This window comes from Streptococcus mitis SK575, assembly GCF_000257865.1.
In the GTDB taxonomy this organism is placed as follows: Bacteria; Bacillota; Bacilli; order Lactobacillales; family Streptococcaceae; genus Streptococcus; species Streptococcus mitis_CQ.
The window spans coordinates 1-14,267 of record NZ_AICU01000089.1; the positions used below are offsets into that span (position 1 = coordinate 1).

The 14,267-nt window shown below is 39.5% G+C and carries 13 protein-coding genes; 3 read left to right on the plus strand and 10 right to left on the minus strand.

The window, feature by feature from the left end; all coding sequences use genetic code 11:
* On the minus strand, nt 1-4,535 hold a 4,535-nt coding region (locus HMPREF1048_RS12015; protein ID WP_004249323.1), incomplete at its 3' end, for a YSIRK-type signal peptide-containing protein.
* A 248-nt stretch (nt 4,536-4,783) separates the two neighbouring features.
* Between HMPREF1048_RS12015 and efp the strand changes: the two genes are divergently transcribed.
* The 3 genes from efp to nusB are packed head-to-tail and all read left to right on the plus strand — an operon-like array spanning nt 4,784 to nt 6,173.
* Nucleotides 4,784-5,344 (plus strand): elongation factor P, encoded by a 561-nt coding sequence (efp, locus tag HMPREF1048_RS12020; RefSeq protein ID WP_000568643.1) that lies wholly within the window; start codon nt 4,784-4,786, stop codon nt 5,342-5,344.
* Between the two features lie 21 nt (nt 5,345-5,365).
* Nucleotides 5,366-5,755 (plus strand): Asp23/Gls24 family envelope stress response protein, encoded by a 390-nt coding sequence (locus HMPREF1048_RS12025; RefSeq protein WP_000510577.1) that lies wholly within the window; start codon nt 5,366-5,368, stop codon nt 5,753-5,755.
* A complete protein-coding gene (nusB, locus tag HMPREF1048_RS12030) occupies nt 5,748-6,173 on the plus strand; it encodes a transcription antitermination factor NusB (RefSeq protein ID WP_000203638.1) in 426 nt (141 codons plus the stop codon). Before HMPREF1048_RS12025 ends, nusB begins: the two co-directional genes overlap by 8 nt.
* Nucleotides 6,174-6,275: 102 nt before the next feature.
* Here nusB and HMPREF1048_RS12035 read toward each other — a convergent pair whose 3' ends face one another.
* Genes HMPREF1048_RS12035 through fabK form a run of 9 tightly spaced genes read right to left on the minus strand, consistent with a single transcriptional unit; the run spans nt 6,276 to nt 14,148 of the window.
* The gene (locus HMPREF1048_RS12035; RefSeq protein WP_001017390.1) at nt 6,276-7,043 is read right to left on the minus strand and encodes an acetyl-CoA carboxylase carboxyl transferase subunit alpha; all 768 of its coding nucleotides are present in this window, start codon (nt 7,041-7,043) and stop codon (nt 6,276-6,278) included.
* Nucleotides 7,040-7,906, minus strand: coding sequence for an acetyl-CoA carboxylase, carboxyltransferase subunit beta (gene accD, locus HMPREF1048_RS12040; protein WP_001173363.1), 867 nt, complete (start codon nt 7,904-7,906; stop codon nt 7,040-7,042). Before accD ends, HMPREF1048_RS12035 begins: the two co-directional genes overlap by 4 nt.
* 36 nt (nt 7,907-7,942) lie before the next feature.
* Nucleotides 7,943-9,310: an acetyl-CoA carboxylase biotin carboxylase subunit gene (locus tag HMPREF1048_RS12045; RefSeq protein ID WP_000488682.1), complete on the minus strand. Its 1,368-nt coding sequence runs from the start codon at nt 9,308-9,310 to the stop codon at nt 7,943-7,945.
* Between the two features lie 11 nt (nt 9,311-9,321).
* Nucleotides 9,322-9,744, minus strand: coding sequence for a 3-hydroxyacyl-ACP dehydratase FabZ (fabZ, locus tag HMPREF1048_RS12050; RefSeq protein WP_000565507.1), 423 nt, complete (start codon nt 9,742-9,744; stop codon nt 9,322-9,324).
* Nucleotides 9,741-10,226, minus strand: coding sequence for an acetyl-CoA carboxylase biotin carboxyl carrier protein (gene accB, locus HMPREF1048_RS12055; RefSeq protein WP_001052229.1), 486 nt, complete (start codon nt 10,224-10,226; stop codon nt 9,741-9,743). Before accB ends, fabZ begins: the two co-directional genes overlap by 4 nt.
* Nucleotides 10,227-10,228: 2 nt before the next feature.
* Entirely contained in the window at nt 10,229-11,464 is a 1,236-nt protein-coding gene (gene fabF / locus HMPREF1048_RS12060) for a beta-ketoacyl-ACP synthase II (protein WP_000774072.1), read from the minus strand.
* Between the two features lie 21 nt (nt 11,465-11,485).
* Nucleotides 11,486-12,217 (minus strand): 3-oxoacyl-[acyl-carrier-protein] reductase, encoded by a 732-nt coding sequence (fabG, locus tag HMPREF1048_RS12065; RefSeq protein WP_001176197.1) that lies wholly within the window; start codon nt 12,215-12,217, stop codon nt 11,486-11,488.
* Nucleotides 12,218-12,257: 40 nt separating this feature from the next.
* Entirely contained in the window at nt 12,258-13,181 is a 924-nt protein-coding gene (fabD, locus tag HMPREF1048_RS12070) for an ACP S-malonyltransferase (protein WP_000167638.1), read from the minus strand.
* Nucleotides 13,174-14,148 (minus strand): enoyl-[acyl-carrier-protein] reductase FabK, encoded by a 975-nt coding sequence (gene fabK / locus HMPREF1048_RS12075; protein WP_000857440.1) that lies wholly within the window; start codon nt 14,146-14,148, stop codon nt 13,174-13,176. The genes fabD and fabK overlap by 8 nt, the downstream gene beginning before the upstream one ends.
* Nucleotides 14,149-14,267 lie beyond the last annotated feature (119 nt).

A 14,267-nucleotide genomic window follows, 5' to 3' on the forward strand; every position in this document is an offset into this window, starting at 1 on the left:
GTTTTAACTAATTCATACACTAATCCGTCTTTTGTGATTGTGTTGTCTTTTGTCGCAGTATAGTCACTTCCTACTTGTCCGTTTGTTACTAATGTTACTGGATCTTTTAGGTTTGTTTCTGTTCCTGCGACAACGTATTTAACTTCAACGTTTCCACCTAATTTTGGTGCGTACTCATAAACTACTTCTTGTTTATCAGCTGTTATTTTTCCAGTTTCTGCAGCTGATGTAGTTTTATGTCCTTTATATACATACACTTTTCCATCAGTAGCTGTTAATTCTTCACCTGCTGCTGGCGCTGTTGAAGTATAACTTTTTCCAACTTTTAATCCTTTAGCGACGTCTGTTGTTGGTTTTAATTCAGTTGTTGTATTTTCAATAACGTATTTTGCAACTACATCTCCACCAACTGGCATGATTCTTTCATAATAAACATTTTCAACTACATTCCCATTATTTACTAATTCTTGAGAAACTAAGACTCTATCAATAACTTCTCTATCTGGAGCCTCAAAATTAGCAACTCTAGGTGAATTTGTTCTTGGCCAATTTGGTTGATAAGCATCTGTTCTATATTCCCATGGCCCTTTTACCACTCGTCCGGTTTCTTTACCAGTATAAATTTTTCTCTTAACTGTAATATTTTGTACAACAGGATTAGCAACTACATTACTCTCATTATTCTTTTCAAGATAGTTAATTGTACGAGTAATCGTTTTGCTTTCTTCTTTAAATGTTGCTTCCTCATAGACATATGTAACTTTTTTCGTTACTTGTCTTTCATAAGTTCCTGTTTCTGGAACTGAATCAGCTTGGATCTCTTTAAATAAATACGGAATATTATTAGACTTTATAATATCTTCTTTTGTCGTAGTATATGGTTGCCCTGCAAATTCTTTTTCAATAATTTTTGGAAGAATATCGTCTTTTCTAGCATTGATATAACGAACTTCTAATTTTCCTCGTACATCTTCTGTTCTTAATCCAACAGTATTCGATTCTAACCATACATTTTGACCATTCTTTAAGAAAATTTGCGATGTACTTTGAACAAAGTTTGGATTATCAGCAGCAACTCTAAGACTAAAATTATGATTAAAAGCATGTTCTTTTGTTACAGTATAATCTTTTTTAAATACATATTTAACGGCAGTAACATCTTTCCAATTCGTGATTTGATCAGCAGGTACATAAGTTCCTGTAGTTTTGTCAGTCGCAGTTGATGTCGTATAAACTACATCATATTCGTCTGAATTATCTACAACAGGTCCTTCTAAATAGGTTACAGCTTCACTCTTAGGAATTAAAACAACTGCTTCTTTAATTTTTTGAGGTGTATCTGTTAAGTTTTCAACTCTAGGCGATAAAATAACTTCTTGTCCATTCTTCACATCGATAATTCCTCTAGTTCCAGTTGATCCAGGTTTCGAGATCGTTAATGATGTAGAATATTCAATAACATTATTCATTGTTACATTAATATTTGATTTTGCTATAGTTGCCCCAGGTTCATGTCCTTCTACATAATTTGCATTTAAAGAACGATCATTACCAAATAAAGTTTCAGAATTACTATTCCATACAAGATAAGATTCAATATTATAAGTTCCACTTTCTATTTGACCATTATTTTCTACTTCAAAAGTCAGTGCTACTGGATTATAAGTTCCACCTTTAATCCATCCATCTCTATTTAAATCATAACTAGATAACCCTAAATCTTTTGATTCAAAAATATAAGCGCGCTTACCTGTTCCCTTATAATTTTCAATAATACGTGTTGGATTAACAGTATCATAAGATTCTTTAATCTGATTATAGGCATCTTTTGCAGCACTACCATTTGCTCCCCCAAAATATAAGGTGTATTTTGATAATAAACGATTATCAGCAGTTAATCTAAAATCTTTTAAAGGAACCTTAGGATCAGCTAGTAACATTACACTTGTTTTATTAATATTGGAATCTAACTTATCTAAATCGTAAACTCTAATACCATTTTTTTCAGATTCTGCTATTTTAAAATAATCTGTTGCTGTATATTGAACTGCAATAGGTATATTCTTCCCTCTTGTTAAGTTATCTTTTGTTAACTCTTGGTCTCCAATTTGTTGCATTCCTAAACTTAAAGTTGTTGGTTCCTTAGTATGAACAGCTGGGGTACTACTACCAGTATTTGGTCGTTCTGTAGCTATAGCACTCTCAATTGTATTACTAGCCGCTAATACTTGGGAAATTTTATTTTCATAACGTTGAATGCTAGTATCTTTTGCTTTTTCTTTCCAAGTATCTACCGTTACGTCTAAATCTGATGTTAATCCAAGAATTGTTTTACCTGCTTGTCCTTTATCTTGTACTTCATCAACAATTCCAGGAGTTTTTAAAATTAAATGATTATATCTTTTATCTGAATTTATGGTAGTCTCATTAAATAATTCATCAATAGTTGTATAATCTTTAATTAATTCGGCTTGATTATTTTCATTTACACCATATAGTTGAAAGTTTTCTTTGAATTGACTACGGACATCTTTATAACCTGAATGATATCCTCTTACCCAAGAACTTCCATTTTCTGATTCATTTGTGAAAATCTGTGTTATTTTGAATTTTGTAAAGTAATTTCCTTCTTGATCTTTCGGAATAAGATAACTTAAATATTGACTTGGTAATGTTCCTCCATCAGTTTTTAAATTATTTAATGGAACTCTATAAACTGCTCCAAAAGTATCTACATTACTAGCATTTGAGAATAGTCTTTGATTCGTAGCTGCGTTAATACGATCTTCCATCATTCCAATTGAAGGCGCACCATCACCCGCATAGATTCTAAAGCCATCTGGATTTTCTAGTGTTTGTGTAAATGATGAACCGTCTGGTCTATGCCCTACAGCTTTATAAACAATTTTAGCACTATAGCCTTTTGTTCCATTAGTCTCAATTACTTTTGCAATTTCCTCTGGTGTGCTTAAGGCACCCTCTTTTAATCTTAATACAGGACCTGCATAGTATAACATTTGGTCAATTCCGCGAGTTTGATCAGGATGTAAGGTAGCGACTCCATTCTCTAATGTCCATTTTGAATTTTTAGGAGAAGTAGGATCTAATTCTAAAAATTCTGGAATTCCACTAATCGTATAATCATAACTTATTAATCGACCATTACCATTTTGATTATGATCATCAGCTTCTCCATTATTGAAGAATCGATCATTTGTCATAATTAATGGGATTCTAAATGGACTGCTTACAGGAACTAACTTACCGTTAACAACTGAACCGATTTTATATTCACGTTGTTCCTGTGGTAAATAATTTTTCACTAATTTTTCTCTTGTATCTTTTTCTCGATAAATAATTTCTGATAAATAATCAAAAGTAGCTGTTGCTGTTTTTTCAGATAATACATTCACACCACTCATAAACTCTGTCTTCACTGTTAGTGAATCATCTTTTGATGGTGCATTCGTTCTAGAGGTTCCTACATAAAGCTTTAATAAACTTTCCGCTACAGTTCCACCAGACATTGGATGTAAATTTAAATCATAAATATAATCAGTATCTGTAGAACGATTATCCACACTTTTTACAAATGTTGAATTAGTAAATACCGGCATTTTCTTCGAATGAAGAAAAGCCTTTGGAATAGTTACACGCACTTTACCATCTGTAACTGTATCGTTTGAAGAAGCTGAATAAGTAATCGCCATATTAATAACACGCTCACCATCTCCATTATTTGCTACCGGAATTCGTTTTTCTGTTGGTCCTTTTGATGTATCAAAATGAATTGACCCTGTTAAAGATTGGTCTGTCACCCCATTACGGAAACCAGTTCCTTCTTCCATCTTTTTACCATTACGACTATCTTGATTTTTATTTTCTTTAGGTGTTGTTTCTTCAGCCTTAATTGATTTTAAGATAGAAGTTAATGAGCTAATTTCTTTTGCTTTTTTATCAGCTCCTGACTGTGTTGCACCCAATGCACTTAAATATTGCTTAGCTTCTGCAACTAGTTTTTCAGCATTTTGGATTTGAGAAGCTTGTTTTTTATTTCCTCGGATACGTTCAATTTGAGCTTCCAAATCTGCTAGTTTTTCTTGCAAAAGAGATAAATCGACAGATGGTTTTGCCTCAGTTGCTTCTGCAGTGTTAGTATGTGCTGAAACTGCTGAAGCTTGTTCAGCTTCTTTTTCATTTTCTTTTACAGGTTTTGCTGGCTCAACTAACTTTTCTTCATTTATTTTTGGTTGCTCAGCTAACTCTGATTTTGTTTCACTATCTGATTTTGGCTCAGAGACAGTTCCTGCTTGCGTATTTTCTTGAGCTTGGTTTAGTCCCGTATCAGCATCCTTCGTTACCACCGTTTCAGTAGCAGAGTCTGCTTCTACCGTATCTACATTGTAACCAAACAAAAATCCTGCCCCGATTAAGACACTCGCAGCACCAACTTTTAATTTTTTAATCGAATATTTTTCGTATCTATTTCCACAAAAATATCGATGATCTTTTTGTTGTCTCGACAATTTAAACATAGCTTACCACCTTATATATATATATGCACCCTTTGGTACAAATATACTCTTATAAATTATATCATATTTCAGAGTCACTTTTACAGTATTTGCTTATAAATTTCATTTTAAAAATATAACATTCTAAATCATTTTTTCGTACAAGTATAAATTTATATAAATATCTCCATTATCCTACCTCTAACTTTCTTTTTCATTCCTTTTATGGTAAAATGAAGAGTAATAATATTTATTAAAGAGGTAAAAACATGATTGAAGCAAGCAAATTGAAAGCTGGTATGACATTTGAAACTGCAGACGGAAAATTGATCCGTGTTTTGGAAGCTAGCCACCACAAACCAGGTAAAGGGAACACAATCATGCGTATGAAATTGCGTGATGTCCGTACTGGTTCTACATTTGACACAAGCTACCGTCCAGAAGAAAAATTCGAACAAGCTATTATCGAGACTGTTCCAGCTCAATACTTGTACAAAATGGATGAAACTGCCTACTTCATGAACACTGAAACTTACGACCAATACGAAATCCCAGTCGTAAACGTTGAAAATGAATTGCTTTACATCCTTGAAAACTCTGATGTGAAAATCCAATTCTACGGAACTGAAGTGATCGGTGTAACTGTACCAACTACTGTTGAATTGACAGTCGCTGAAACACAACCATCTATCAAAGGTGCTACTGTTACAGGTTCTGGTAAACCAGCAACTATGGAAACTGGACTTGTTGTCAACGTTCCTGACTTCATCGAAGCTGGACAAAAATTGATCATCAACACTGCAGAAGGAACTTACGTTTCTCGTGCCTAATCTCTAGAAAGAGGTCATTCTATGGGAATTGAAGAACAATTTGGCGAAATCGTTATCGCTCCACGTGTACTTGAAAAAATCATTGCCATCGCAACTGCTAAAGTTGAAGGTGTCCACTCATTTTCAAACAAATCCGTATCTGATACCCTATCAAAACTCTCTCTTGGTCGTGGCGTCTACTTAAAAGAAAGCAACGAAGAACTAACTGCTGACATCTATCTCTATCTTGAGTACGGTGTGAAAGTACCAAAAGTGGCTCTTGCTATTCAAAAAGCAGTCAAAGATGCTGTTCGTGATATGGCTGATGTGGAACTTGCAGCTGTTAACATCCATGTTGCAGGAATCGTTCCAGATAAAACACCAAAACCTGAATTGAAAGATCTATTTAACGAGGACTTCCTCAATGACTAGTCCATTATTAGAATCTAGACGCGAACTTCGTAAATGCGCTTTTCAAGCTCTCATGAGCCTTGAATTCGGCACAGATATGGAAACAGCTTGTCACTTTGCCTACACGCATGACCGTGAAGATGCAGATGTGCAAATCCCTGCCTTTCTTCTGAACTTGGTTTCTGGCGTTCAAGCTCAAAAAGACGAGTTGGATAAACAAATCAACCAGCACCTCAAGTCAGGCTGGACAGTTGAACGCTTGACCTTGGTCGAAAAAAACTTACTACGCTTAGGTATCTTTGAAATCACATCATTTGATACACCTCAGCTAGTAGCAGTCAATGAAGCCATTGAACTCGCTAAGAATTTTTCAGATCAAAAATCAGCACGCTTTATCAACGGACTACTTAGTCAATTCGTAACTGAAGAAAATGAATAATCGAAAAGGTGTTTGGTCTTCCAAGCACTTTTTTACTTTCCCCTCTGCACAGATTAAGAACCACACAAAAACTAGAACTGACTGCCAGTTCTAGTTTTTGTATTAGTATTTTCTAAATCGTTGATAGCGTTCTTCCAACAACTCTTCTAACGGTTTTTGTAAAAGTATAGCTAGCTCATCTTGAAGTTCTTTTTTGACACTCTTAATCAGTTCTTTACTAGAAAGTCCTGCTTCAGAAATCACCTTATCCACCACATCCATTTCTAACAGTTCATGCGAAGTGATTTTCATCAGTTCTGCCGCTTCCATGGCACGACTGCCATCCTTCCATAGAATAGAAGCAAAACCTTCTGGACTGAGAATAGCATAGATAGAATTTTCCAGCATCCAAACACGGTCCGCAACGGCCAGAGCCAGAGCTCCACCTGAACCACCTTCACCGATAATGATAGCAATAATAGGAACTTTCAGGTCACTCATTTCCATGAGATTGCGAGCGATAGCTTCCCCTTGACCACGTTCTTCCGCTCCCACACCAGGATAGGCACCCGCTGTATTGATAAAGGTCACAACTGGACGGCCAAACTTTTCAGCCTGTTTCATCAAACGTAGGGCCTTGCGGTAGCCTTCTGGATGCGGTTGACCAAAATTCCGTTTTAGGTTATCTTGTAAACTCTTGCCTTTTTGGATACCAACCACTGTTACAGCTTGCTCTCCAAGCCAGCCAATACCACCAACAACTGCACCATCATCTCGAAAAGAACGGTCACCGTGTAATTGGATAAATTCATCAAAAATGCCTGCCGCAAAGTCCAAGGTTGTCAAGCGACTCTGCTCACGCGCTTCTCTGACTATTTTTGCAATATTCATCTTGGACTCCCTCCGTGCAATCTGACTAGGCTAGCAATCGTATCTGGCAAATCTCTTCTTTTTACAATAGCATCCACAAAGCCATGTTCTAATAGGAATTCTGCCTTTTGGAAATCCTCAGGCAAGCTTTCACGAACCGTGTTTTCAATGACACGACGCCCAGCAAAACCGACCAAACTCTGTGGTTCAGCCAGAATGATATCACCTTCCATAGCGAAAGAAGCTGTCACACCACCTGTCGTTGGATCTGTCAAAATGGTTAGGTAAAAGAGACCAGCATTTGAATGGCGTTTAACCGCTGCAGAAATCTTGGCCATCTGCATGAGACTCATGATTCCTTCCTGCATACGGGCCCCACCAGAGGCTGTGAAGAGAACAACTGGCAATTTTTCAACAGTCGCATACTCAAACAAACGAGTAATTTTTTCACCTACAACCGTACCCATAGATGCCATGATAAAGTTGGAATCCATAATACCAAGAGCCACAGTCTGACCTTTAATAAGAGCTGTTCCTGTCACAACGGCTTCATCCAGACCTGTTTTTTCACGCATAGTTGCTAGTTTCTTTTGATAACCAGGGAAATGCAAGGGATCCTTGCTTTCAATCCCTATAAACAATTCCTTGAAGGTTCCCATATCAATTGTCAAAGTCAAGCGTTCTTGGGCAGAAATACGAAAGGTGTAACTACAGTGCGGACAGATACGCTCACTTCCCAGATCCTTCTGATAAATGGTATACTTACAGCCTGGACACTGGGAGAATAATTCATCTGGAACCTCTGGCTTGGCTTGAGGTTTTTCCCTAACCGAACGATTTGGATTGATTCGAATATACTTATCTTTTTTACTAAATAGAGCCATTGATTCCCCTTTTCGGTTTAAACTCTTGAAGTCATTTTATTCTTTTTCTTGATATTTGGGTAAAAAGGTTTCCATCAAGAAGGAAGTATCGTAATCTCCAGCAATGACATTGCGATCTGAAATGAGGTCAAGCTGGAAATCTGCATTGGTCTGCACCCCTTCAATCTCTAGTTCATAGAGAGCACGTTGCATTTTCATCAAGGCATCAAAACGATTTTCACCGTGAACGATGATTTTGGCAATCATACTATCATAATAGGGCGGAATGGTATAACCTGGATAAACTGCTGAATCCACGCGCAAGCCAACTCCACCACTTGGCAGATAGAGATTAGTAATCTTACCTGGACTTGGAGCAAAGTTAAAGGCTGGATTTTCTGCATTGATACGACACTCGATGGCATGACCGCGTAGGACAATATCTTCTTGCTTAACAGACAAAGGCTGACCTGCTGCAATGCGAATTTGTTCCTTAACAATATCCACACCTGAAACAAACTCTGTTACTGGATGCTCTACTTGTACACGAGTATTCATTTCCATGAAATAGAAATTGCCACTGGCTTCATCAAGAAGAAACTCAATGGTCCCTGCATTCTCATAGCCAACAGACTCCGCAGCTCGAACAGCCGCAGAACCAATTTCATGGCGCAGCGTTTTTCCGATTGCAATCGAAGGACTTTCTTCCAAAACCTTTTGGTTATTCCGTTGAAGAGAACAATCTCGTTCCCCCAAGTGAATCACATTTCCGTGTTCATCTCCTAGGATTTGAACCTCGATGTGACGAGCTGGATAGATAACCCGTTCTATATACATGGCACCATTGCCATAATTGGCCTTAGCTTCACTTGAGGCTGTTTCAAAGGCTGAAACAAGGTCTTCTGGTTTTTCAACCTTACGAATCCCTTTACCACCACCACCTGCTGAAGCCTTGAGCATAACAGGATAGCCAATTTTTTCAGCGACAGTCAAAGCTTCCTCAGAGTTATGCACTTCTCCATCTGAACCTGGAATGACAGGTACACCTGCTTTGATCATCTGAGCACGCGCATTGATCTTGTCTCCCATCATATCCATTACATGACCAGATGGACCGATAAACTTGATGCCAACCTCTTCACACATAGTTGCAAATTTGGAATTTTCACTGAGAAATCCAAAACCAGGGTGAATGGCTTCTGCCTCAGTCAAGACTGCAGCTGATAGAACCGCATTGATATTGAGATAAGACTCTGTTGCCTTACCAGGCCCGATACAAACAGCCTCATCTGCCAAAAGCGTATGAAGGGCTTCCTTATCAGCAGTTGAATAAACCGCCACCGTCGCAATCCCCAATTCACGCGCCGCACGGATAATACGAACCGCAATTTCACCACGATTGGCAATTAAAATTTTTCGAAACATGGAGAACCTCCTTAGTTCCCAATTGCAAAGGTAAGAGTACCACTAGCTGCAAGCTTGCCATCCACTTCAGCCTTTGCTTCAACCACGGCAATGGTCCCACGACGTTTTACAAACGTTGCCGTCATAAGCAATTGGTCGCCAGGTACAACTTGCTTCTTGAATTTGACCTTGTCCATACCAGCGTAAAAGACCAGTTTCCCCTTATTTTCAGGTTTTGACAACTCCAACACACCAGCTGTTTGCGCCAAGGCTTCCATAATCAGAACACCTGGCATAACTGGATATTGAGGAAAATGGCCGTTAAAGAAGGGCTCATTGATGGTCACATTTTTGATGGCAATAATGGTATCCTCGCTCACTTCCAAGACACGATCTACTAGGAGCATGGGATAACGGTGGGGAAGGGCTTCTTTGATTCCTTGAATATCGATCATTTGATACGTACCAATCCTTTACCAAACTCAACCATTTCTTCGTTAGAAACGAGAATTTCCGTTACCACACCATCCTTAGGAGCTGGGATTTCATTCATGACTTTCATAGCTTCGACGATCACCAATGTTTGACCTTTTTTGACGCTATCACCAACTGTGACGAAGGCAGGTTTATCTGGACCAGCAGCCAAGTAAGCCACACCAACAAGTGGGCTCTCTACAAGATCTCCCTCAGCATCCACACTTGCTTCTGCTGGTGACGAAGTTTCTTCCACTACAGTTTCTACTGGAGCAGATGTAGGAGCTACTGGACTCGGTGTTGCTAGAACGGGCGCTGGTGCGACTTGAGCTGCAACTTCAGATACCAGTCTCGCTTCATTCTTGCTAAACTGCAACTCATCCGTCCCATTTTTATAAGAAAATTCTCTCAAACTTGACTGATCAAATTGGGCCATCAAGTCTTTAATATCGTTTAAATTCATAGTTATTTATTCTCCCAACGTTTGAAAGCAAGAACTGCATTGTGGCCACCAAAACCAAAAGTATTTGAAATAGCGTATGGAATTTCTTGCTCCAAGCCTTGTCCATAAACGACATTGGCTTCGATATAATCCGATACTTCACTTGTCCCAGCTGTCATTGGAACAAAGTTATGACGCATAGCTTCGATAGTGACAATAGCTTCTACTGCACCTGCAGCCCCCAGCAAATGTCCTGTGAAAGACTTGGTTGATGATACAGGCACTTCCTTACCAAGAACAGCTACGATGGCACCACTTTCTCCTTTTTCATTGGCAGGAGTTGAGGTTCCGTGAGCATTGACATAGGCTACTTGTTCTGGGGAAATCTCAGCTTCTTCCAAGGCTAATTTGATGGCCTTGATAGCTCCCTGACCTTCTGGATGAGGAGAAGTCATGTGGTAGGCATCACAGGTGTGTCCGTAACCAACTACTTCAGCAAGGATAGTAGCCCCACGTTTTTCAGCGTGTTCCAGACTTTCAAGAACCAACATCCCTGAACCTTCCCCCATAACAAAACCATTGCGGTCCTTATCAAATGGGATAGAAGCACGAGTTGGATCCTCTGTAGTAGAGAGAGCTGTTAGGGCTTGGAAACCAGCAATAGCAAAAGGTGTAATAGAGGCTTCTGAACCACCTACCAACATAACATCTTGGAAACCAAATTTAATTGAGCGGAAGGCATCCCCAATCGCGTCATTTGATGAAGCGCAGGCAGTATTGATGGATTTACAAACACCGTTTGCTCCAAAACGCATGGCAACATTTCCTGAAGCCATATTTGGCAAGGCTTTTGGAAGGGTCAATGGTTTCACACGTTTTGGTCCTTTGTCATTTAGGCGAATCACTTGATCTTCAATTTCTTTGATTCCACCAATGCCAGAGGCAACGATAACACCAAAACGATCTTTATCAAGAGCCTCTACATCCAAATTGGCATGATTAACAGCTTCTTGGGCTGCGTACAAGGCATACAAAGAGTAGTTATCAAAACGATTGGTATCTTTCTTTACAAAGTATTTATCAAAAGGAAAATCTTGGATTTCTGCTGCATTATGCACATCAAAGTCACTATGATCAAATTTTGTAATTTGACCAATTCCGATTTTTCCAGTTGTCAAACTATTCCAAAATTCTTCTGGTGTATTTCCGATTGGAGATGTTACTCCATAACCTGTTACTACTACGCGATTTAGTTTCATCTTTTTTACCTCTAGCTTCTGCTACATACTTAAGCCACCATCAATGGCAACCACTTGACCAGTTAGATAATCTTGACCTGCTAAAAATACTGTCAAATCTGCAACCTGCTCTGCCTGCCCAAATTCTTTCATAGGAATTTGAGCCAGCATGGCATCTTTTACCTTGTCTGATAGAACAGCTGTCATATCGGACTCAATCATTCCAGGTGCAATAGCATTAACCCTGATATTGCGATTGGCCACTTCACGCGCCACAGACTTGGTAAAACCAATCAAACCAGCCTTAGAAGCTGCATAGTTAGCTTGACCGATATTTCCCATCAAACCAACAACACTAGACATATTAATGATAGCACCTTCTCTGGCTTTCATCATCGGTTTCAAGACTGATTGTGTCATGTTAAAGGCACCAGTCAGGTTCACCTTGAGAACTTTTTCAAAATCCGCTTCTGTCATCTTGAGCATCAGGGTATCTTGAGTAATTCCTGCATTGTTAACCAAAACATCTACTGAACCTAGCTCTGCAATAGCTTGATCAACCATACGCTTAGCGTCTGCAAAATCTGACACGTCTCCTGAAATGGGAACCACCTTGACACCATAGTTTGAAAACTCAGCGAGCAATTCTTCTGAGATTGCCCCACGACTGTTTAAGACAATATTCGCTCCTGCTTGAGCAAACTTGTGGGCGATGGCAAGACCAATTCCACGACTCGAACCTGTAATAAAGATATTTTTATTTTTTAGTTGCATTCTTTTCTCCTGTTTCCTCTTGTATTTATGGGAGAAGGGATTACTTGTTTTCTAGCAAGGCTTCCAAGCTAGCCTGATCTTCAACATTGGCTAATTTAGCTGTCTTATCAATTTTTTTCACAAAGCCTGACAAGACTTTCCCCGGACCAATCTCGATAAAGTTGGTTACGCCTGCTTCTTGCATGACCCCAATACTTTCATAGAAACGAACTGGCTCCTTGACCTGACGCGTCAAAAGTTGAGCAATGTCTTCTTTTTTCATAACTGCAGCTTCTGTATTGCCGACTAGGGGACAAGTGAAATCTGAAAAACTTACCTGAGCTATAGTTTCAGCTAGTTTCTGGCTAGCAGGCTCAAGGAGAGCGGTATGAAAAGGTCCTGAAACCTTGAGAGGAATCAAGCGTTTGGTGCCTGCTTCCTGCAAGAGTTCAACAGCTCGATCAACTGCAACCACTTCTCCACCAATCACGATTTGTGCAGGTGTATTATAGTTGGCTGGGGTAACTACTCCAAGTTCAGAAGCTTTTCGACATACTTCTTCAATAACCTCTACTGGCGTATTGAGAACTGCGACCATCTTACCAGAGCCAGCAGGAGCCGCTTCTTCCATATAGGCACCACGCTTAGCAACCAAGGCTACCGCATCTTCAAAATCCAAGGCACCGCTGGCAACCAAGGCAGAATATTCTCCAAGAGACAAACCAGCAACCATATCAGGCTGATAGCCCTTTTCTTGCAGTAAACGGTAGATAGAAACCGAAGTCGCTAGAATGGCTGGTTGGGTATAGCGGGTCTGATTGAGTTTGTCTTCTTCCGTATCGATGAGATGACGCAAATCATAACCAAGTACCTGACTCGCTTGATCAATCGTTTCTTTGACAATAGGGTAGTGATCATAGAGATCACGGCCCATACCTAGATACTGGGCACCTTGACCAGCAAATAAAAAGGCTGTTTTAGTCATTTCTTACAACTCCTGCCCAACGAGAGGCTTCTTCTTGAATTTTCTTAGCTGCTCCATAGTACAAATCTTTTAGGATTTCTTCAACGGTTTCTTCTTTGGAAACAAGGCCTGCGATTTGACCTGCCATAACAGATCCACCATCCACATCTCCGTGAACAACCGCTTTGGCTAGAGCACCCGCTCCCATTTGTTCAAAGATTTCCAAATCAGGATTTTCTTGTTTAAAGGCATCTTTTTCAGCTTTTTCAAAATCACGAGTCAATTGGTTTTTAATAGCTCGAACAGCATGTCCAAAGTGTTGAGCTGAAATCGTAGTATCAATATCTCTAGCTTTTAAAATTTTCGCCTTATAATTTGGATGGGCATTAGACTCTTTGGCAACGACAAACCGAGTTCCAACCTGAACAGCCTCTGCACCTAGCATAAATCCAGCCGCAGCACCTTCACCATCCGCAATTCCTCCTGCAGCAATAACAGGAATAGATACAGCCGCAGCAACCTGGCGCACCAAGGTCATGGTTGTTAATTTACCGATATGCCCCCCGGCCTCCATTCCTTCTGCAATAACAGCGTCCGCACCGATTTTTTCCATGCGTTTAGCTAGGGCAACACTTGGTACAACAGGAATGACTGTGATCCCAGCTTCATGGAAGCGTTCCATGTATTTGCCAGGATTTCCTGCGCCTGTTGTCACTACCTTAACACCTTCCTCGATAACAAGGTCTACAATATCTTCCACAAAGGGAGACAAGAGCATGATGTTGACACCAAAAGGTTTATCCGTTAACGATTTGATCTTGTCAATATTTGCCTTGACAACTTCTTTCGGGGCATTTCCCCCACCGATAATGCCTAGTCCGCCAGCCTTGGAAACAGCCCCTGCCAAATCACCATCAGCAACCCAAGCCATTCCTCCTTGAAAGATAGGATAATCAATGTTCAATAATTCTGTAATACGCGTTTTCATAGTGCCTCCATCGTTTCTTGCTTACGTAATAGTTCGATACTGTCATAATTTGAAAATCAAACTATTGCCTAAACAAGAGGGAGCGGGTTTCCCTACTCCTTCTATCTTATATTCTGCTT

What these genes read in the sequence shown, in the direction of transcription:
- fabF (WP_000774072.1), bottom strand. Translation starts at nt 11,464, where the DNA reads ATGAAACTAAATCGCGTAGTAGTAACAGGTTATGGAGTAACATCTCCA.
- fabD (WP_000167638.1), bottom strand. Translation starts at nt 13,181, where the DNA reads ATGACTAAAACAGCCTTTTTATTTGCTGGTCAAGGTGCCCAGTATCTA.
- fabG (WP_001176197.1), bottom strand. Translation starts at nt 12,217, where the DNA reads ATGCAACTAAAAAATAAAAATATCTTTATTACAGGTTCGAGTCGTGGA.
- accB (WP_001052229.1), bottom strand. Translation starts at nt 10,226, where the DNA reads ATGAATTTAAACGATATTAAAGACTTGATGGCCCAATTTGATCAGTCA.
- HMPREF1048_RS12035 (WP_001017390.1), bottom strand. Translation starts at nt 7,043, where the DNA reads ATGAATATTGCAAAAATAGTCAGAGAAGCGCGTGAGCAGAGTCGCTTG.
- efp (WP_000568643.1), top strand. Translation starts at nt 4,784, where the DNA reads ATGATTGAAGCAAGCAAATTGAAAGCTGGTATGACATTTGAAACTGCA.
- HMPREF1048_RS12045 (WP_000488682.1), bottom strand. Translation starts at nt 9,310, where the DNA reads ATGTTTCGAAAAATTTTAATTGCCAATCGTGGTGAAATTGCGGTTCGT.
- fabK (WP_000857440.1), bottom strand. Translation starts at nt 14,148, where the DNA reads ATGAAAACGCGTATTACAGAATTATTGAACATTGATTATCCTATCTTT.
- fabZ (WP_000565507.1), bottom strand. Translation starts at nt 9,744, where the DNA reads ATGATCGATATTCAAGGAATCAAAGAAGCCCTTCCCCACCGTTATCCC.
- HMPREF1048_RS12025 (WP_000510577.1), top strand. Translation starts at nt 5,366, where the DNA reads ATGGGAATTGAAGAACAATTTGGCGAAATCGTTATCGCTCCACGTGTA.
- nusB (WP_000203638.1), top strand. Translation starts at nt 5,748, where the DNA reads ATGACTAGTCCATTATTAGAATCTAGACGCGAACTTCGTAAATGCGCT.
- accD (WP_001173363.1), bottom strand. Translation starts at nt 7,906, where the DNA reads ATGGCTCTATTTAGTAAAAAAGATAAGTATATTCGAATCAATCCAAAT.